Source organism: Saccharothrix tamanrassetensis (assembly GCF_014203665.1).
GTDB classification, from domain to species: Bacteria; Actinomycetota; Actinomycetes; order Mycobacteriales; family Pseudonocardiaceae; genus Actinosynnema; species Actinosynnema tamanrassetense.
In genome coordinates, this window is the sequence record NZ_JACHJN010000007.1 from 197,024 (window position 1) to 216,061 (window position 19,038).

17 protein-coding genes are annotated in these 19,038 nt (G+C 72.2%); 12 read left to right on the forward strand and 5 right to left on the reverse strand.

Annotated features, from left to right (window positions below):
- The first annotated feature begins 62 nt into the window (after positions 1-62).
- Together FHS29_RS22940 and FHS29_RS22945 are read left to right on the forward strand one after the other, a co-directional pair.
- Complete coding sequence (locus FHS29_RS22940; protein ID WP_184693684.1) at positions 63-1,082, forward strand: LLM class flavin-dependent oxidoreductase; 1,020 nt, start codon at positions 63-65, stop codon at positions 1,080-1,082.
- 44 nt (positions 1,083-1,126) lie between these two features.
- Positions 1,127-1,540, forward strand: a complete 414-nt coding sequence (locus FHS29_RS22945) for an STAS domain-containing protein (RefSeq protein ID WP_184693686.1) — start codon at positions 1,127-1,129, stop codon at positions 1,538-1,540.
- Between the two features lie 28 nt (positions 1,541-1,568).
- Here the strand turns inward: FHS29_RS22945 and FHS29_RS22950 are convergent, their stop codons facing one another.
- Genes FHS29_RS22950 through FHS29_RS22960 form a run of 3 tightly spaced genes read right to left on the reverse strand, consistent with a single transcriptional unit; the run spans position 1,569 to position 4,653 of the window.
- Positions 1,569-1,928, reverse strand: a complete 360-nt coding sequence (locus FHS29_RS22950) for an STAS domain-containing protein (protein WP_184693688.1) — start codon at positions 1,926-1,928, stop codon at positions 1,569-1,571.
- A complete protein-coding gene (locus FHS29_RS22955) occupies positions 1,925-3,019 on the reverse strand; it encodes a cobalamin B12-binding domain-containing protein (RefSeq protein WP_184693690.1) in 1,095 nt (364 codons plus the stop codon). The genes FHS29_RS22950 and FHS29_RS22955 overlap by 4 nt, the downstream gene beginning before the upstream one ends.
- Positions 3,016-4,653, reverse strand: a complete 1,638-nt coding sequence (locus FHS29_RS22960; protein ID WP_312865053.1) for a PP2C family protein-serine/threonine phosphatase — start codon at positions 4,651-4,653, stop codon at positions 3,016-3,018. Before FHS29_RS22960 ends, FHS29_RS22955 begins: the two co-directional genes overlap by 4 nt.
- A gap of 408 nt (positions 4,654-5,061) precedes the next feature.
- Between FHS29_RS22960 and FHS29_RS22965 the strand changes: the two genes are divergently transcribed.
- Complete coding sequence (locus tag FHS29_RS22965) at positions 5,062-5,991, forward strand: YihY/virulence factor BrkB family protein (RefSeq protein WP_184693694.1); 930 nt, start codon at positions 5,062-5,064, stop codon at positions 5,989-5,991.
- A 51-nt stretch (positions 5,992-6,042) separates the two neighbouring features.
- Here the strand turns inward: FHS29_RS22965 and FHS29_RS22970 are convergent, their stop codons facing one another.
- Positions 6,043-7,500 (reverse strand): PKD domain-containing protein, encoded by a 1,458-nt coding sequence (locus FHS29_RS22970; RefSeq protein WP_184693696.1) that lies wholly within the window; start codon positions 7,498-7,500, stop codon positions 6,043-6,045.
- Between the two features lie 226 nt (positions 7,501-7,726).
- On the opposite strand from FHS29_RS22970, the gene FHS29_RS22975 reads away from it, so the two are divergent.
- The 5 genes from FHS29_RS22975 to FHS29_RS22995 all read left to right on the forward strand — a co-directional run bounded on the left by FHS29_RS22975 (position 7,727) and on the right by FHS29_RS22995 (position 11,847).
- Positions 7,727-8,086, forward strand: coding sequence for a DUF2203 domain-containing protein (locus FHS29_RS22975; protein WP_184693697.1), 360 nt, complete (start codon positions 7,727-7,729; stop codon positions 8,084-8,086).
- Positions 8,087-8,295: 209 nt separating this feature from the next.
- Positions 8,296-9,804: a DUF5005 domain-containing protein gene (locus FHS29_RS38225; RefSeq protein ID WP_184693698.1), complete on the forward strand. Its 1,509-nt coding sequence runs from the start codon at positions 8,296-8,298 to the stop codon at positions 9,802-9,804.
- Between the two features lie 116 nt (positions 9,805-9,920).
- A complete protein-coding gene (locus FHS29_RS22985) occupies positions 9,921-10,331 on the forward strand; it encodes a hypothetical protein (RefSeq protein ID WP_184693699.1) in 411 nt (136 codons plus the stop codon).
- On the forward strand, positions 10,328-10,858 hold the full coding sequence (locus tag FHS29_RS22990) for an RNA polymerase sigma factor (RefSeq protein ID WP_184693701.1): 531 nt from the start codon (positions 10,328-10,330) through the stop codon (positions 10,856-10,858). The genes FHS29_RS22985 and FHS29_RS22990 overlap by 4 nt, the downstream gene beginning before the upstream one ends.
- On the forward strand, positions 10,855-11,847 hold the full coding sequence (locus tag FHS29_RS22995; protein ID WP_184693703.1) for a hypothetical protein: 993 nt from the start codon (positions 10,855-10,857) through the stop codon (positions 11,845-11,847). The genes FHS29_RS22990 and FHS29_RS22995 overlap by 4 nt, the downstream gene beginning before the upstream one ends.
- Before the next feature lie 41 nt (positions 11,848-11,888).
- Here the strand turns inward: FHS29_RS22995 and FHS29_RS23000 are convergent, their stop codons facing one another.
- Positions 11,889-14,798, reverse strand: coding sequence for a proprotein convertase P-domain-containing protein (locus FHS29_RS23000; RefSeq protein ID WP_184693705.1), 2,910 nt, complete (start codon positions 14,796-14,798; stop codon positions 11,889-11,891).
- A 272-nt stretch (positions 14,799-15,070) separates the two neighbouring features.
- Between FHS29_RS23000 and FHS29_RS23005 the strand changes: the two genes are divergently transcribed.
- The 4 genes from FHS29_RS23005 to FHS29_RS23020 are packed head-to-tail and all read left to right on the forward strand — an operon-like array spanning position 15,071 to position 19,037.
- A complete protein-coding gene (locus FHS29_RS23005) occupies positions 15,071-15,844 on the forward strand; it encodes a carbohydrate ABC transporter permease (RefSeq protein WP_221456487.1) in 774 nt (257 codons plus the stop codon).
- Complete coding sequence (locus tag FHS29_RS23010; RefSeq protein ID WP_221456488.1) at positions 15,844-17,157, forward strand: ABC transporter substrate-binding protein; 1,314 nt, start codon at positions 15,844-15,846, stop codon at positions 17,155-17,157. Before FHS29_RS23005 ends, FHS29_RS23010 begins: the two co-directional genes overlap by 1 nt.
- On the forward strand, positions 17,154-18,140 hold the full coding sequence (locus FHS29_RS23015; protein ID WP_184693710.1) for an ABC transporter ATP-binding protein: 987 nt from the start codon (positions 17,154-17,156) through the stop codon (positions 18,138-18,140). Before FHS29_RS23010 ends, FHS29_RS23015 begins: the two co-directional genes overlap by 4 nt.
- Complete coding sequence (locus FHS29_RS23020; protein ID WP_221456489.1) at positions 18,141-19,037, forward strand: carbohydrate ABC transporter permease; 897 nt, start codon at positions 18,141-18,143, stop codon at positions 19,035-19,037. It abuts the gene before it with no gap.
- Position 19,038: the final 1 nt, after the last annotated feature.

Genomic DNA, 19,038 nt, shown 5'->3' on the forward strand with positions numbered 1-19,038 from the left:
CGCGAACCCGTCGACTGCCACAATCGTGCTGCGGAGTGCGTCGTGGACGATGGAGGAGCCCTGTGCCACTGCCCTCGGAACCGCTGCGCCAACTGGGTTTCCTCACCATCGGACTGTTCGGTGAGGACGATCCCCGGCGCGGGCACGAGTCGACGCTGGAGATCATCGAGCTGGGCGAGCGGTTGGGGTTCGACAGCGCCTGGGTGCGGCACCGGCACCTCCAGTTCGGCATCTCGTCCCCCGTCGCGGTCCTGGCGGCGGCTTCGCAGCGCACCAGCCGCATCGCGTTGGGCACCGCGGTCATCCCGCTGGGCTGGGAGAACCCGCTGCGGCTGGCCGAGGACCTGGCGACGGTCGACCTGCTGTCCGGCGGCCGGCTCAACCCCGGTGTCAGCGCCGGGCCGCCGATGCACTTCGACCGGGTCGGGCGGGCGCTGTACCCGGACACCGCCGACGCCGAGGACTTCGGCTACGAGCGGGCGCGGCGGCTGCTGGACTTCGTGCGCGGCGAACCGGCCACCGACTTCCGCGGCACAGAGGGGTTCGAGGTCTTCTCCGACCGCGTCCAGCCGCAGTCCCCCGGTCTGGGCAGCCGGCTGTGGTACGGCGGCGGCAGCCTGCGATCGGCGCGGTGGGCGGGTGAGCACGGGATGAACTTCCTGACCAGCAGTGTGGTGAAGGCGGAGGAGTCGGAGGACTTCGCCGAGATCCAGTTGTCGCACATCCGGGCGTTCCGCGCGCACCACCCGGACGGCGACCGCGCCCGCGTCTCACAAGGGCTCGTCGTCATCCCCACCGACAGCGCCTCGCCGGCGCAACGCGCCAAGTACGAGGAGTACGCCCGGAAGCGGACACCGCGCACCGCCACGCCCCGGGGACCGGCGCGCCTGTTGTTCGCCCCGGACCTCGTCGGCACGTCCGCGGAGATCGCCGAACGCCTCTACGCCCACGCCGCGTTCCGGGAGGTGCACGAGGTCGCGTTCGCCCTGCCCTTCACCTTCGAGCACGACGACTACGTGCAGATACTCGGCGACATCGCGGGCCGGCTGGGACCGGCACTCGGCTGGCGGCCGTCCGCCTGACCGCAGCGCGACGACACGGGCAGCCCGGGACGACTACACTCCGGATGGCTGCCGGGAAGCCGTCGGCGCGGCGGGAGGAGCAGCCCGTGGAACTCGGTGTCGGCACCGGGGATGACGTCGTCGTACGCACCGCCGAGGTGGGACGGGTGGTGGCGGCGGTGGTCGGCGTGCTCGACCGGGTCAGTGCCGACCGGATCGCGGACCGCGCGGTCGGCCTGCTGAAGCCCGGCGAGGGCGTGCTGGTGCTGGACCTGTCCGGGGTGACGTTCTGCGACTCGTCCGGGCTCAGCGCGATGCTCCTGGTCTGGCGCAGGGCCAGGGAGATCGGGGCCCGGTTGGCGTTCGTGGAGATGCCCTCGCAGCTCAGCCGCCGGTTCCAGGTCACCGGGCTGCAGGAGGTGCTCGGCTGCTACCCCACCGCGGGCGACGCGCTCGCCGCGCACGACCCGGCCCGCTGACGCAGCGGCGAGCCGGCCCGGCGGGCGGTCAGCTGTCGAGCTGGTGCTCGCGTTCGGGCTCGACCGACCGGGTGAGGTGGTTGTACGTGTTGGTCCTGCGCAGCAGGCGGTCCAGCGCGGCCGGGCGGTTCTCCAGGTGCAGCACGCCGCCGACCGCGTCGAGTCTCCGGTGCACGGCGAGCAGCGTGCCCAGGCCGTAGGAGTCGCAGAACGTCACCTCGCCGCAGTCGAGGCGCAGGCGGCGCACCGGGTGGTCGGCCAGCAGGTCGGCGACGACCCCCAGCAGGCGGTCGCCGCTGTCGAAGACGATCTCGCCGGACACCACGATCCGGGCGGTGTGCGCGTCGACGATGGCCAGGGTGCAGGTGAGCTGGTGCGGCGAACTCATGCGGCAGGTCCATGATCGTGATCGGGCCCCTCGACGCCGAGGGTGCGGGTCGACAGTTCGTGGGCACGCGCGAGGACGCGCTTGGCCCGGGGGAAGTCGCGGAGTTCGGCGGCGAGCACGTCCAGCGCCGGCGGCAGGAAGCGGGCGGGCACGCCGCGGGCGCCGAGGATGTCGGTCGTCCAGGCCAGGAAGCCGAGGAACAGGGCGTCGTCGTCGATGTAGAGGGACGCGGCGAGGAAGTCCACGATGTGCGCGAGGTCCTGCGCGGTGTGGTGGCGCTGTGACTCGCTGTAGGAGGCGAGCTCGGGGAACCGCGCCTCCAGGGCCGAGTACGCGGCCTTGACCAGCTGCCCGCTGGTCCGCGACACCATCGTGTACTCCTGGTCGCCCAGGTGGGGCAGGTCGTCGATCGGCTGGTGGGTGCCGCGCGGGCGGGGCAGCGGGGCCTCGGTGAGCCGGTCGGCCGCCGAGCGCGCGTCGGGAGCCCAGAAGTCCGCGCCGAGCAGCCGCGCGTACCGGCCGTCCGGGCCGAACGCGCCGCCGCCCGCGAGCACCGGTACCCCGGCGGCCTGGCAGGCGGTGATGGTGGCGTGCGCGGTCGGCAGCCGGGTCGCGATGGAACCGGACAGCGCGACGGCGTCCGGCCCGGTGCTGTGCAGGTGGGTGATCAGGTGCGGCGCGGGCACCTGGGCGCCGAGGTAGTCGACGCGGAAGCCGCGCAGCCTGAGCACCTCGGAGAGCAGCCGGGCGGGCAGCGCGTGCCACTCGCCGTCCACGCACGCCACCGTGATCCGGCCCCGGTGCGGTTCGGGGAACGTCGCGGTGCCGGCGAGCGTGGCGATCACGCGTTCGTTGATCGCGGTCGCGGCGTGCTCCTGCGCGACGGTCAGGCGGTTGGCCGCCCACTCCGCGCCGACCCTCCGCTGCACCGCGCCGATCACGTCGAGCAGCACGGACTCGGTGTCCAGGCCTTCCCCGGACGCGGTCAGCACGACGTCCCTGGCCGCGTGCTCGTCGCCGACCACCACGGCTTCCCACAGCCGCTGCGCACAGGTCCGCGCGTCCAGGGTTTCACGGGTGGTGGTGGTCATGCGCCCCGTCCATGGCCGCCGACAGCGGTCAGGTGCCTGCCGCGCGGTGCGGTGATCGCCAGCACCGCGATGTCGTCGTGGCTGCCCCCGCCGATCCACTGGGACGCCACCATGTGCACGTGCTCGGCCACCGCGTCGGCGGGCATCCCGGCGCAGGAGGCCAGCACCGCGTGCAGCCGTTCTTCGCCGAACATCTCCCCGCCCAACGGCCCGCCCATGGCCTCGGTGATGCCGTCGGTGTAGAGCAGGCAGGTCTCGCCGGGCGCGAGGACGACCTCCGCGGTGGTGGCTTCGATCTCGGGGAGCACTCCGATCAGGGTGCCGTGGGCGGGCACCTCCTGCACCTCTCCCGTCGTGCGCACCACCAGCGGCGGCAGGTGCCCACCGCTGGTCAGCCGCAGCCGCACCTCGCTGCCGACCCGGGCCACCGAGGCCAGCACGACCGTGACGAACCGGGTGTCGTGCGAGTCGAGCAGCGCGTTGTTCAACAGCTCCAGCATCCGCCGGTGGTCGGAGGCCATCGGCAGCAGCGCCTGCAGCGTGGTGCGGACCTTGCCGGTCAGCACCGCCGCCTCCAGGCCCTTGCCGCACACGTCGCCGAGCACGGCCAGCGACTCCACGGCCCCAGCTCCGGTCGTGACGGCGGCCGGGTGGACGTCGTAGAAGTCGCCGCCGACCCGTTCGGTGTCCAGCGCCGGCCGGTAGCGGCCGGCGAACTCGATGCCGTCGACCTGGTGCAGCTTCGGGGGCAGCAGGTCGCGCATCAGGGTTTCGGTGATGGAGACCTGCTGGGCGAACATCCGCGCCGCCGACATGGCCGCGCCCGCACGGGCCGCGAACAGCCGGGCGAACACCTCTTCGTCCTCGCTGAACGCGCGTTGCTCGGTGCGCCGCAGCAGGATCAGCGCGCCCGCCGGGACGCCGTGGCCGGGCAGCGGCGTCACCACGATCGACCCGATCTCGCCGAACTCCTCGGGCACCAGCCAGCCGGGCGCGGACGACGGTTCGATCCAGCGGGACGGCACCGGCGGGAAGCCCTGCAGCGCCTCGGCCAGCCCGGCGACGTCGTCCGGGTCCACGGCGAGCCGCTCGTGCACCACGTCGCCGCCGCGCACGCACCGGGCGACCGGGAAGTCGCGCCGGCCGCCGGGTGCGATCACCCACGCCGCGTCGGCCAGGTGACCGGCCGCCAGTTCGGCCGCGACCTGCATGCACCGCTCGGGGTTCAGCGAGGTCAGCAGCCTGGACGACACCTCGCCGAGCACGGCGGTGCGCTCCCGTTCGAGCCGCAGCGCCTCCCGCGCCAGCCGGGTGTCGGTGTCCTCCACCAGCCACCACGTCACGGTGCCGTCGTCGCCGCCGACGGGGTGGGCCTCGAAGCTGCGTTCGCCGATCAGCCCCGACACCCGGTCACGGGTTCCGCCGGTGTGGCGCTCGTGCGCCTCCACCAGCCAACCGGGACACGTCCCGGCCATCGACCCGCCCACCGCCGCGCCGGGGAACAGCACCAGCGCCGCCTCGTTCACCACTCGCACCGCACCCGCCGCGTCGACCGACACCACGGGGTAGGGCGCGCTTCGCCAGCCCACGTCCTGCTGGACGTCGGACTGCCGGACCACACGACTGGTCTTCACCACGCCAACGGACCCGTACAGGGCCCCACCACCCCACTGCTCTCGGTTGCACGACGCGAGGCGGGAAGATCGTGCTCCGAGATTCCCGGCTCGCCTGAACAGCCTAGATTGCCAGACAGGCCCGCTCCCGGCGACCGCCGTACGCGGCGGACGCGGCCGGCCGGATTCCATAGTGGGAGGTCACGGCGCCGATGAGCGGCGGCGAAGTTTTTCCGCCCGACACGGCTGGAATAACCCAGGTGGGGGTACTGCGGGCGGCCGTTCAGCCGTCAACGAGGTCGCCGCCACACGCGCCGACGAGGAGCACGTTCCCGGTCGGGGATTCCCCTTCGCGCCGGTAATCCCCGTTGCGCCGGTAGAAGCCCGACAGGCTGTGTGGACCTCGGATTTCGGGGAAACCCGTCGCACATGGCCTCAGCACCCGCCGCACCGACCCAGCTGCCGAAGCGCTCCTGGTGGGCCGTGCTCAAGCGCACGGTCAAGGAGTTCAACGACGACAACCTCACCGACTGGGCCGCCGCGCTCACCTACTACGCGGTCCTCTCGCTGTTCCCCGGCCTGCTGCTGCTCACCTCGTTGCTGGGCCTGCTGGGACCGGACGCGACGCAGTCGGTCAAGGACAGCCTGGACGTGCTGGGGCCGGGCGAGGCGAAGGACCTGATCGTCGGCGGGATCGACAACCTCCAGAAGTCCAGCGGCATCGCGGGCCCGCTGGCCGTCGTCGGCCTGGTCACCGCGCTGTGGTCGGCGTCCGGCTACGTGGGCGCGTTCATGCGCGCGGCCAACTCCATCTACGACGTGGAGGAAGGCCGCCCGTTCTGGAAGGTCATCCCGCTGCGACTGGTGTTGACCGTCGGCGTGGTGATCCTGCTCGCACTGACCGCGCTGGGCGTCACGCTCACCGGTGGCGTCGCCGAGTGGCTGGGCGAGGTCCTGGGCCTCGGTACGACGTTCGTCACGGTGTGGGACATCGCGAAGTGGCCGGTGCTGTTCCTGTTGGCCAGCCTCGCCATCGGCCTGTTGTACTGGGCATCGCCGAACGTCCGGCAACCGGCTTTGCTGTGGATCACGCCGGGCGGCCTGCTGGCCGTGCTGGCCTGGCTGGTGGCGTCCACCGGCTTCGCGCTCTACGTGGCCAACGCCGGTTCGTACAACAAGACCTACGGCTCCCTGGCCGGCGTCATCATCTTCCTGGTGTGGCTCTGGATCTCCAACCTGGCCCTCCTGCTGGGCGCGGAGCTGGACGCGGAACTCGAACGCGGCAGGCGCATGGAGAGCGGCCAGTCCGACGGCCAGGACCCGGTGGCCCCGCCCCGTGACACCCAGGCGATGTCCTAGCCCCGGCGGAGGGCCCCCGGGCACCGCGCCCGAGGACCCTCCGAGACCCGGTCAGCCGACAACCACGCCCTTCGTCGCCGCCGCCTTCACGGTGGTGGGGACCGAGACGACCTCGTTGTCGAACGGCAGCGCGTCGTTGGCACCTTGGATGGCCACCACCGCCTTGAAGGTGACCTTGCCCACAGCGGCGTCGTCCGGGGAGAAGGTGTAGCGGAACGGGAACTGGGTGGTGCCGGCTTTCACCGGCAGCCACTGGGTCGCCGATCCGACTTCCTCGAAGCCGGTCGGGCTGCTGCGGTACAGGGTGACCCTGGCGCTCTCGTCGTAGCGCTGGTTGGACACGGTCACCGTGATCGGGTGGCTGCGGCCGGCGATGCCCGTCGACGGCACGGCGAAGCGGCTGATCGCCACGTCATGGGTCCGGATGGCCAGTGGTTTGGCAACGGTCGCCGATCGGCCGTCGGCGGTCTGCACGGTAAGACGGACCGAGTAGTCGCCGTCGGCGGTGTAGCGGTGGCTCACTTCCGGCGTGGTGGCCGTGGTGCCGTCGCCGAAGTCCCACAGCCATTCGGTGAACTGGCCGTCGGCCGGGTCGTGGGACTCGTTGGAGAACGTGATCCGGCTGTACACGGACGGGTCGGTCGCGTCGTGGTCGAAGTCGGCGACCGGTTCCGGCGCCACGGTGAAGTCCAGTTCGAGTTCCGGGTTCACCGGGTTGTACGGCGCGAGCTGGATGTAGTAGGTCTGCCCCGCCGTGGCCCGGAACGTGGCCGAAGCCTCGTAGGTCGCGCAGGCCACCCGCTCCAGGTTCCTCGGTTCGGTGCCGGTGTACACCGCCACCGAACCGTAAGTGCGCTGGTCCAGCGTGACGGAACGGGTTCCTGGCGCCGTGTAGGAGTACCAGACGGTCTGGGGCGAGGAGACACACCAATCCGGCTCGTCCGGTTCACTGGTCGCCGCCGCGGTGTCCACCCGGATGTTCTGCGGTGGCACCGCGTTGATCGGCACGGCGGCGGCGAAGTCGTCGTTGGCCGGCGCACGGGCACTGGCGACGCTGAAGTGCAGCGTGCCGCCCACGCGCGAGCTGCTCGCGAGGAAGTAGTAGGTGACACCGGCGAGGGCCTTGAAGCTGAGTTCGGAGTGCTTCGCGCCTCTGGCGTTGTCGTTGCACGCCTCTTGGAGCAGTCCACGCGGCTGCTCGGAGAAGGCGCCCAGCAGGGTGTCGTAGTCACTGCCGAGCGTGGACGCCTTGAGCACCCCGTCGGTGCTCGGCGTGATCGTGAACCACACCGTGCCGTGCTCGAAGCTGCACCCGTACGGGTCGTCGGCCTCCGGTGACGCCTCGGCCGTCGACTGGACGGCGGTGAAGGGCAGGGCGGCGATCCGGGTGGCGTCGGCGAAGTCGTCGTTGTCGGGCGGCGCGGCGTGCGCGACGCCTTGGGAGGTCAGGCCGAGCACGACGGCGGCCACCGCGGTCAGCGCCCGGCGCAGGACAGGTCTCAGGGTCATCTTGTGTTACCCCTCTGCTGGTCGGAATCCCCCAGCGCCCACGTCCCGGGGTTCCGGGGTGGTGGAGTCGCCGACGCTAGGACCGGACCGCGGCTCCGGGTCGGCCGCTTCGGTGCATCCGCACTCGCTCGGCCGAGCACGGCCACCCGAACGGCTCCCGGCCGCTACCCAGCGGCACGACCCGGTAGCTTGGCACCGTCACGTACCCACTCGGCGAGGTAGGACGTTGGGACTTTTCACCCTGCCCGAAGCGCGGCGTGAACTGGACCGGCTGCGGCCGGTGCTGGACGAGATCGTCGGGCTCAGAGCCGACGCAGCCGAGTTGTCCGCCGCGCTCGGCGCCGGCGAGCCGACCGCGCTGGGTGGACTGGCCGAGTTCAAGGCCGCGCAGGCCCGGCTGGACGACCTGATGAGCACGGTGCAGGCGACCGGCGCCGAGCTGAAGGGCTTCGCCCCGCTGCTGGTGGACTTCCCGTCCGAGCTGGACGGCGTGCCGGTGCTGCTGTGCTGGCTGGAGGGCGACCGGGGACTGGACTGGTACCACCGGGCCGACCTGGGCTTCGCCGGTCGCCGCAGGCTCCCCTGAGCCCACGCCGGCGGCACGACCGCCACACGACCGCCCGCCGTGGGCCGTCCGGCCGGTCGAGTCGGCACTGCCGGTCACCAGTGTGCGGCCGTCCGGGCTGAACGCCGGTCCGACCACCGCCGACGTGGCCCGGTCCGGTTGTTCCGATTTTTCTGTTCAGCTCTTGTCCGGCGACACCGAACAACGTGGTTCCGGTAGAAGAACGGGGTATGTCCACACCAACGAAGGCGTGCGGTGTCCTCGCGATCGTCGCCGTGCTGGCGGCATCCGCAGCTCCTGCGGCAGCGGCAGTCCCGTTCTCGCCGGCCCGGCCGGTGGCGCTGCTGGCCGGGCAGGGCGACGGCGATGTCAACCAGACCAGGTCGCGGTTCGGCGTGCACGCGACCGACCTCGGCATCATGTGGCGCGACAGCCGGGGTCGCACCGCGGTGGTGTTCGGCGACACCTACGGCGAGGGCTGGGGCGGCCACGGCGCCGGACCGGAGACCGCCGACTGGCGGTTCAACGTGCTGGGCCACTCGGCCGACACCATTCTGGCCGACGGCCTTCGGATCGACTCGATGGTGGAGGACCGACCGGGCCACGCCGCCGAGATCCTGCACCGCGATCCGGCGGTGTCGGAGGTGACGGTGATCCCGACGGCGGCGGTCGCCGTCGGGTCTCGCGACTACATCCACTACATGTCCATTCGCGGCTGGGAGCCGTGGACCACCAACTACTCCGGCGTGGCCTACTCCGACGACGGCGGGCGCACGTGGGTGAAGCCGGCGGAGAGCAGGTGGCTCAACCAGGGTGGCAGCGCGCGGTTCCAGATGGGCGCGTTCGTGCGCAACGGCGGCTTCGTGTACCTGTTCGGCACGCCGAACGGCCGCTTCGGCAACGCCCACGTCGCCCGTGTCGCGGAACCCCATGTGCTCGATCCTGCCGCCTACGAGTACTGGACCGCGTCCGGCTGGCGGCGTGACGTGGACGCGTCGGTCCCGGTGTTCGGCACCCAGGTAGGCGAGCTGTCCGTGCTGTACCACAACGGTCTGCGCCGCTGGGTGTCGTTGGCCCTGGACGAGAGCCGCGCCGCGATCGTGCTGCGCACCGCCCCCGCGCCCAACGGCCCGTGGAGCGGCGGCCGGGTGGTGGCGCACGGAGTCGACTACCCCGCCCTGTACGGCGGCTTCGTGCACCCGGCGAGCGCGGACGGCCCGGACTTGTACTTCTCGATGTCGCAGTGGGGTCCGTACCACTCGAAGTTCATGCGGCTGCGGCTGTCCGACGTCCCGACGGGGTCGAACCTGCTGTCCGACGGCGGTTTCGAGGACCGCCCGGCAGGGGTGGGACCGGGTCCGTGGCGGATCGACGGGCGCGGCGGCATCGACCAGGGCCTCGGCCTGGCCCACTCGGGGCGCAACAACGGCTGGGTCCGGCACGACAGCGGCTGGAACGCCCTGAGCCAAGGGGTCGTCGTGCGACCCGGGCAGCGGTACCGGCTCACCGGCTGGGTGCGTTCGTCCGCGAGTGGCACCGACGGCTACTTCGGCGTGCGGCGTCCCGGTGGCGGCGTGGTGGCCGAGCAGCGGTTCGGGCACTTCCCGGACTACCGGCAGCTGACCGTGGAGTTCACCGCCGACACGACCGAGGTGGAGGTCTTCGGGGGCACGTGGGGGCGGGGTGTCGACACGTGGGCCCAGCTCGACGACGTGCTGCTGGAACCGGTCACCGGTTGAACGAACCCGTACGGGGTGACCGACCAGAGCGTCGACCCGTGTGACTCAGGTCATAAGGCGCCATGAGCCGTCCGCCGTGTCTCCGGTGTGACAGCTGAGGCGAACTGGAGGTCACCATGACCGCTCTGGACATCCGTGCCACGAGACCGGCGTCGGTGCTGGCAGCCACCGTCGGGATCGGGGTGCACGCGTTCAACCACGTCACCGTGGTGGTGCAGGACGTGTGGCGGCTGATCGCGACGCCCGAGGCGGCGGGCTTCAACCCCGGCACCGTCTACCACCCGATCAGCGCCGTGCTGTACGTGTGGCTGGCGACCACCGTCCACTCCGGACGGAACGCCGGGCGGATCGCCATCACCGTCCTGCTGGCCTTCCAGGCCGTGGGCCGGTACTTCGTGTTCGTGTCGTACCCGGAGGTGGAGGTCAGGGCCGATCTGGTGACCGGCTGGGCGTTGTCGGCGGTCGTGCTGTTCCTGCTGTGGTTCCCGGTGGAGTCCCGCCGGCACTTCGCCGCGCCGGCCGCATGACGGCGGACGCGCTCGGCCGGGCCGTGGTGGGTGTCACCGAGGAGGAGGTGTTCACCGCGTACGTCGGTGAACACCTCCCCCGGCTGCGCCGACTGGCCTACCTGATGTGCGGCGACGAGCACCGCGCCGACGACGTGGTGCAGATCGCCATCACCCGGCTGTTCACCCACTGGCGCAAAGCCCGTGCGGCGCGGGACCTGGACGCGTACGTGCGGACGATCGTGGTCCGCACGTTCCTCAACGAGCACCGCCGCCGCTGGAGCCTGGTCCGCCTGGTGGGCCGCCCCGCCGAGTTGCCGCGCGAGCCGAGCGCGCCGCCGCCGGACGTGGAGACCCGTGAGGTGGTGTGGTCCGCGCTGCGCCGGCTGCCGCCGCCGGCGCGGGCGGTGCTGGTCCTGCGGTTCGTGGCCGACCTCCCGGTGGCCGAGGTGGCGACCACGCTGGGCTGCTCGGAGAGCAGCGTGAAGAACCGGACCGCGCAGGGGCTGCTGGCCTTGCGACGACTGTTGGGAGGCGCAGGACGATGAACGACTCCGAACTGCTGGAACCGCTGCGCGGCGTGGAACCCGGTGCGGGCGGCGGCGTGGATGTCGCACGGGCCATCCGGGACGGCAGACGCCGACGGCGCAACGGAAGGGCGCTGAGCTTGGTCGCGGCCGTCGCGATGGTGTTCGGCGCGGCCGTCGTCGGTCCCGCCGTGCTGCGGGGCCTGAGTCCCGGACCGGCGGCGTCCGCGGCGTTCGACCCGTTGCGCGTGGTGGCCCAGGTCGGCTCTGCCGGCGGCTTCACGCCGGTCGAGTACCGGACCGGCCGCCACAGGCAGGAGGTGGTGCTGGGCCTCGAGGACGACCGGGCGGCCGGGGAGCGCGGGATCGTGCTGATCCACGCGGCGGGCTGGTTCCCCGGCCAGGACGGGCCGGAGTGGCGGCCGGACGGGGACCGCGCGCCGGACGTCGGCGGCCGGGCCGCCTGGTGGCGCGGCGACTCCGAACTGGTGTGGGAGTGGGCCGAACACTCCTGGGCGGTGGTCCGGGTCGCCGGGGGGTTCCCCGACCTTCGCGACCGCGCCCACCGGGTCGCACAGAGCGTGGACACCAGCCGGTCCCTGCCGGTCACCGTGCCGCTGACCGTCGAGGCGGCCGCGGTGACGCCACCGATGCGGCTCGCCGGGGTGCACGTCCCGCTCCGCCAGGGGAACGTGATCGGCTCGCTGGTGTTCGCCGACGACGATGCGGCCGAGGCCGCATCGCTGGTGGTGAGCCTGCACACCGACGGCGTCCCCGGCCGGGACGTCCCGGCGGACCGGCAGGTGGCCGGACGACCCGCCACGGCGTCCGTCGACGTCCTCGCGGTCGCGGCGCCGACCGGGGAGTACGCCATCCGCGTCACGGCCGTGCACGGTGAACTCTCGGTGTTCGGCGCGTCGAGGGGTCTGGTGGCGCTCGCCGAGGCCACCACGCCGGTGTCCGACCCGAAGGACCGGCGCACCTGGGTGGCCGACCCGCTGACCCGCTGACCCGGCGTGGTCGGGGCGCTCCCCCGACCACGCCGGACCGGCTACAGCGTCAGCGTCCAGGTGTCGACGAGGCCGACGTCCTGCGCCGCCGCGTCCTGCACGCGCAGCGTCCACGTGCCGGACCTCGCCTCACCGGTCAGGTTGACCGGGTAGGTGGTGTCGATGTTGTCGGTGCCGCCACCGGACCGGTTGTGCAGCACGTACGCGCTGCCGTCCGGCGCGACGAGGCTGACCACCAGGTCACCGATGTAGGTGTGCTTGATGTGCACCTCGACGGTCGAGTTCGGTGACGCCGCTCCCACGCAGGTCAACGGGATCGTCGACGTCGCGACGGCGTTGTCGTTGATCGCCACGTCGTTCGGGTTGCTGCCCGTGCACGTCCCGCCGACCGGGTTGACGGTCAGCGTCAACGTCGAGCTGCGGGTCGCGGAAGGCGCCGTCCCCGTCACCGTGACCGGATACGTGCCCGCCGGGGTGGTGTTCGACGTGGCGATCGTGACCTGTGCCGACCCACCGGCCGTGACGGAGGCGGGGCTGAACGTCGCCGTCGCACCCGCGGGCAGGCCGCTCGCCGACAGGGCGACGCCTTCCGCCGTGCCCGAGACGACCGACGTGGTGACGGTGGCCGGGGTGGAGCCGCCGGGGTCGACCGCGCCGGAAGACGGCGACACCGCCATCGCGAAGTCGTTGTTCGGCGCCGTGGACGGCCTGAGCTGGTAGATGCCCAGGCCGTAGGTCGCGGCGGTGAGCACCGTCTGTCCACTTGAGACCGAAGTGGCGATGTCCGTGACCGGGACCACCGGCAGGTCCGTACCCAGCGGCGACCAGTTCGCACCCGCGTTGGTCGACCCGAACGCGCCGACATCGCTGCCCACGTACAGGATCGAGCGGTTCTGCGGGTCCAGCGCGATTTCGTTCACCGGGGCGTCCGGAAGGTTGCCGGAGATGTCCTGCCAGGTGCTGCCGCCGTTCGTCGTGCGGAACACGTGCGCGAGGCTGGAACCGTTGCGGTATCCCGAAACCGTCGCGTACGCGAGGTTCGCGTCGGTCGGGTCGACGGTCACCCTGGTGATGAACCGGGTGGGCAGGCCGGTGGTGATCTCCTGCCACGACGTGCCGGTGTTGCGGGTGACCCACATCCGGCCGTCCTCGGTGCCCGCGTAGATCACCCGGCTGTCGCTCTTGGCCACCCCGACCGCGCTGATCGTGGCCCACGTGCCGTGCGTCAGGTCGCCGCTGATCGCGGTGAACGACGCGGCCGAGTCGGTGGACCGGTTGAGCCGGTTGCCGCCGTAGTACACGATCGCCGGGTTGTTGGGGTCGAGCACGACCGGCGTCAGCCAGCCGCGCCGCTCCGAGGTCGTCGCGCCGAACGCGGACACCGTGTTGCCGCCGTTGGTCGACCGCACGCACGCCCCGTTCTGGGCGCACGCGTAGACCTTCTGGTGGTTCGTCGGGTCGATCAGGTTCGCCAGCCCGTCGCCGCCGTAGATCTCGCCCCAGCCGGCCCACGACCGCACCGACCCGTTGTCCTGCAAGCCGCCGCTGATCCGCGTCGGGTCCTGCTGCGACACGGCCACCGTGTAGAACTGCATGTTGAACAGGTTGCGCGACTTGGTCCACGTGCCGTTCAGCGAGCCGTTCTGGGTGGAGCGGTAGACACCGCCGTCGTTGCCGATGAAGACCCGCCCGGCCACCCTCGGGTCGACCGCGACGGCGTGCTGGTCGACGTGGAACGACGAGCCGTTGCTGATCCAGCTGCCGCCGGCGTCGGTCGACTCCAGCATCGGCACGCCCGGCACCCAGATGTGCCGGGCCGCCGCCGGGTCGACGAAGATCCGGCCGAACCACCAGCCGAACGTCGACTGAGAGCTGGACAGCGCACTGGTGTTGGTGATCTTCGTCCAGGTGTCGCCGCGGTTGGTGGAGGTCCAGAAGCCGGCGAAGTTGCCCGGCGTGTCGGCCGCGATCGCGTAGAGCCGGGCCGGGTCGCTCTTCGACACCGCGACACCCATCCGGCCGTTGTTCGGGCCGGCCGCGGGCAGGCCGCCGGCCAGCCGGGTCCAGGTGGCGCCGCCGTCGGTCGAGCGGTGGACGCCGGTGCCGACACCGCCGTACGCCCGACCCGCCGGGGTGCGGGTGTGGTCCCACAGCGCGGCGTAGACGTGCGTCGGCTCGGCGGGGCTGATCGAGACGTCGATGCCGCCCGTGGTGGCGTTCGCACCCGCCAGCGCCTGCCGCCAGGTGACGCCGCCGTCGGTGGTCGCGTAGATGCCGCGCGTCCCGCCGGGCTGGTAGAGCTTGCCCGCCGCGGCGACGAAGATCCGGTCCGGGTTCGTCGGGTCGATCGAGATGCGGCCGATCCGGTCGGTGTCGGCCAACCCGAGGTGCTGCCACGTCGCGCCCGCGTCGGTCGAGCGGTAGACCCCGTTGCCGGGGAACGAGTAGCTGGCCGAGCCCGGCGCGCCCTCCCCGGTGCCGACGTAGATGGTCCCGTTGCCGCTCACCGCCACCGCGCCGGTCGACTGCGGCATGTCGCGCTGCCAGGCGTAGCCGAACGTGGTGCCGCCGTCGGTGCTCTTCCACAGCCCACCGGACGCGGCGCCGACGTAGACCGTGTCGGGCCGGGTCGGGTCGACCGCGACGTCGGAGATCCGGCCGCCCAGCGAGGGCCCGATCGACTGCCACGCCGCCTGCGCGGTGAGGCCGCGCGAGTGCCCGTCCCGCAACGAGTTCGCCTGTCTGCGGGCCTTCGCGAGGTTCGCGCCCACGTCGGAGCCGGGCTGGATCCGCTGGCGCGCGAACCACTCGTCGCTGCCGGCCGGGCCGAGCGGGTTGTCGTTCTCCACGGCCAGGGTGCCGACGACGGTGTCGGCCACGCCGGGCACCGCCGCCGTCGGCAGGACCAGCAGGGCGGCACCCATCAGGGCCAGCGCGGATCGACGTCGCATGGCGGTCCTTTCGGCAGCGGGGTGGAACCGGTGGGACGCGCCCGACATGCTCCCGCTGATCCGGCTTGTCCGGTAGGGCCGAATTGCGGGGTGTTCCGCGGTTCGTCCGAGCCTTGTCGGCGTTCCGCCCGCTGTGGCACTGTGACCCGCTGTCGCGGCCGCGCTGTCCTGGCCGGTCGGTGTCGGGGACCGGTTGGTGTCGGGGACCGGTTGGTGTCGGGGTCGGTTGTGCCGGGGAGGCTGGTGCGCGGATGTGGCGGCGATGGGGTGCGGTGGCGGTCGTCGCCGTGTTCCTGCCGCCGCTGGTCCTGCTGGTCTCCGGTTCCCTGCACCGACCCGGCCTGCCGCCGCCCACCACCCCGGACCTGCTGCCCGACCCCGTCACCGCCGAGGGCTACCGGCTCGCGGCGGAGCTGGGCGGGCTGACCCGGGCGACGCTGAACTCCCTGCTGGTGTGCGCGATCGCGGTGCCGTCGAGCGTGCTGGTCGCGTCCATGGCGGGCTTCGCGATGGCCCGGCTGCCGCGCCGGGTCGCCGGTGCCGTGGCCGCGCTGTCGATGGTGGCGCTGATGGTCCCGGCCGTCGCGCTGCTCGTGCCCAAGTTCGCGATGTTCCGCCTGATGGGCCTGACCGACACGCTCGCGCCGCTCGTCGCGCCCGCGTTGATCGCCACCTCGCCGCTGTTCCCGCTGGTGTACTACCTGGCGTTCCGGGCCGTGCCCCGGGAGCTGTACGAGGCGTGCGCGATGGAGGACCTGACGCCGCTGCGCACGTGGTGGCGGGTCGGGATGCCGCTCGTGCGCCCGGTGACCGCCGGGGTGGGCGCGTTGACCTTCGTGCTGACGTGGTCGAACTTCCTGGACCCGCTGGTGTTCCTGTACGACCGGGAGCTGTTCACGCTGCCGCTGGCGCTGCGGTCGCTGGCGACCCTGGACGCGGCGGACTTCCCGGTGTTCCTGGCGGGCGCGGTCCTGGCGACCGCGCCCGCTCTCGTCGTGTTCGTGGTCGCGCACCGGGATGTGCGGCAGTGGAGGGGAGTCCGGTGATGAGGGCACGTGCGTTGATCGCGGCGGCCGTGCTCGCGGCGGCGGGGTGCGGCGGCACGCCACCCGAGCGGGCCGTGAGCCTGCTGGTGTTCGGCGACCCGCACGAGTTGGCCGCGTACCGGTCCCTGGAGGCCGCCTACGAGCGGGCCGACCCGGGCACGGACGTGCGGCTCGTCGAGGCCGGTGACCGCAAGGACCTCATCACGCGGTTGTCGACGTCCATCGCCGGCGGGAAGCCGCCGGACCTGTTCCTGATGAACTACCGGTTCTACGGCCAGTTCGCGGCGCGGGACGCCATCGACCCCGCCGGTCCGCTGCTGGCCTCGTCCCGGCAGCTCCGCGAGCAGGACTTCTACCCGCAGGCGATGGCGGCGTTCCAGTTCGGCGGCAAGCAGCTGTGCATGCCGCAGAACATCTCCAGCCTCGTCGTCTACTACAACCGCGACCTGTTCCGGAAGTACCGGGTCGCCGAGCCGGGAGCCGGGTGGACGTGGGACGACATGGTGGCCACCGCGACCGCGCTGACCCGTGACGCGAACGGCGACGTGGTGAAGGGTGTCGACTTCGACCAGCCGGGAGCGGCGCCCACGGGCCCGCCGCCGGTGGAGTACGGGCTGGCCGTGTCGCCGGAGTTGGTCCGGTTGGCCCCGTTCGTGTGGTCCAACGAGGGCAAGGTGTTCGACGACGCGACCGAGCCGTCGCGGATCGCGTTGGACGGCCCGGCGCTGGAGGCGTTGCAGAACTTCATCGACCTGCGCGGGCGGCACGGGGTCGTGCCCACCGACCAGGAGGCCGAGAGCCAGGACGACGAAGCGCGGTTCGCCGCCGGCACGCTGGGAATGCTCATGTCGTCCCGGCGTTCCACCACGACGTTCCGCGCGATCGACGGGTTCGACTGGGACGTCGCTCCCCTGCCGGTCTACCGCACGCCCGCGACCGTGCTGCACAGCGACGCCTACTGCATCCCGCGCGGCGCACCGAACAAGACCGGCGCGTGGCGGTTCGTGGAGTTCGCGCTGGGCAAGGGCGGAGCGGAGATCATGGCCGCCACCGGCCGCACCGTGCCGTCGAACAAGGCCGTCGCCGAGTCGCCCTCGTTCCTGGACCCGAACGCGAAACCGCGCAACGCCAAGGTGTTCCTGGACTCGATCCCGACCATCAGGGCCGCACCGACCCTCTCGACGTGGCCGGAGATCGAGGACGTGGCCAACGACATCCTGGAGAACGCCCTCTACTACAACCAACCCCCGGCGGAGGTAGCACGCCGACTGGACGAGCAGACCGCTCCGCTGTTCGCCCGGGCCCGACCATGACCGGTGTCGAACTCGTCGGTGTGCGGGCAGCCCACGGGACGCGGGACGTGTTGCGGCACATCGACCTCACGGTCGCGCGCGGCGAACTGCTGGTGGTGCTCGGTCCGTCCGGTGCGGGCAAGTCGACGCTGCTGCGGGTGATCGCGGGTCTGCACCCGGTCTCCTCGGGCACAATCGGCATCGCGGGCCGGGACGTCACGCGGCTCAGCCCCGGCGAACGGGACGTGGCGATGGTCTTCCAGTCCTACGCCCTGTTCCCGCACCTGACCGTGGCCGACAACATCGCCTTCGGCCACCGGGTGCGCGGTGTGCGCCGCAAGCACGCCCGGCCGATCGCGGCGAAGGCGGCCGAGGTCGCCGGGTGCGCGCACCTGCTCGACCGCTTCCCGCACCAGCTCTCCGGCGGTGAACGGCAGCGCGTCGCCCTGGCCAGGGCCGTGGTGCGGGAACCCGCCGTGTTCCTGCTCGACGAACCGCTGTCCAACCTGGACGGTGAGCTGCGCGCGCAGACCCGGGTCGAACTGCGCGCCCTGCACGACCGGGTCGGGGCGACCACCCTGCACGTCACGCACAGCCGGTCCGAGGCGCTGACCCTGGGCGACCGGATCGCCGTCGTCCGCGACGGGGAGCTGGAACAGGTCGGCACGCCCGACGACATCTGGCGTCGACCGGGCACCGAGTTCGTGGCGACGTTCGTCGGCGCGATGAACCTGCTGCCCGCTGACGGGCCGTGGCGCGCGGACGCCCACCGGGTCGGCGTTCGCCGGGAGGCGGTTTCCCTGGCGGACGACGGGATCCCCGCCCGTGTCGACCGGGTGGAGGTGGTCGGCGAGGACACCTACGTACACCTTCGCGTCGCCGGAGCCCACGCCGTCGTGGCCAGGGTGGCGACGGCGGACCGGCCCGCTGCCGACTCCGCCGTCCACGTCCGGGTCCACGACCGCGACCTGCACCTGTTCGACTACGACGGATCGCGGATCTGAATGTCCGCGAAGGACAGGCAGCTGGCCCTGATGCTGACGCCGTACCTGATCGGGCTGACCGCCCTGGTGCTGGTGCCGGCGGTCGCGTCGCTCGGCATGGCGTTCACCGAGTACGACCTGATCGGTGCGGCCCGGTGGGTCGGCCTGGCGAACTTCGCGGAACTGGCCACCAGCGTCCCGTTCCGCGCCGCGCTGGTCAACTCGCTGGTGTTCGCCGCCATCGCGGTACCGCTCCGGGTCGCCGCCGCCGTGGGTCTCGCCCTGCTCCTGCACCGCCGCGCACCGGCCGCCACCACGGCGAGCACGGCCGCCACCCTGCCCACCGCCGTCCCGGAGATCGCCTACGGCCTGCTCTGGCTGTGGCTGTTCAACCCGTTGTACGGCCCGGTCAACCAACTGCTGCGCTGGGGCGGCGAGAACGGCCGCACCGCGTTCGACACCACCGTCCCGTCCTGGCTGACCTCCCCGAACGACGCCCGCGCGGCGATCGTCGTGATGAGCCTGTTCACCATCGGCGAGATGCTCGTCGTCCTGCTGGCGGCCCGCCGCGCACTCCCCCGGGAGGTCCACGAACTGGCTGCCCTGGAAGGCGCCACCGGCTGGACCCTGGCCCGCCGCGTCACGCTGCCCATGCTGGCCCCGGTGATCGGCCTGCTCCTGCTGCGCGACACGATCCTGAGCTTCCAGTTCTCCTTCGTGCCCGCCCTGGTGGTCACCGACGGTGGCCCGCCGCCGTACTCGACCACCTACCTGTCCCTCTACATCTACCGCAACGCGTTCGAATACCTCCGCTACGGCCATGCGGCCGCCGCCACCCTGGTGATGCTCGCCCTCACCGCCGGCGCGGTGTACCTCCAGTGGCGGACGTTCCACCGCTATCGCAGCCGCTACCGCTGAG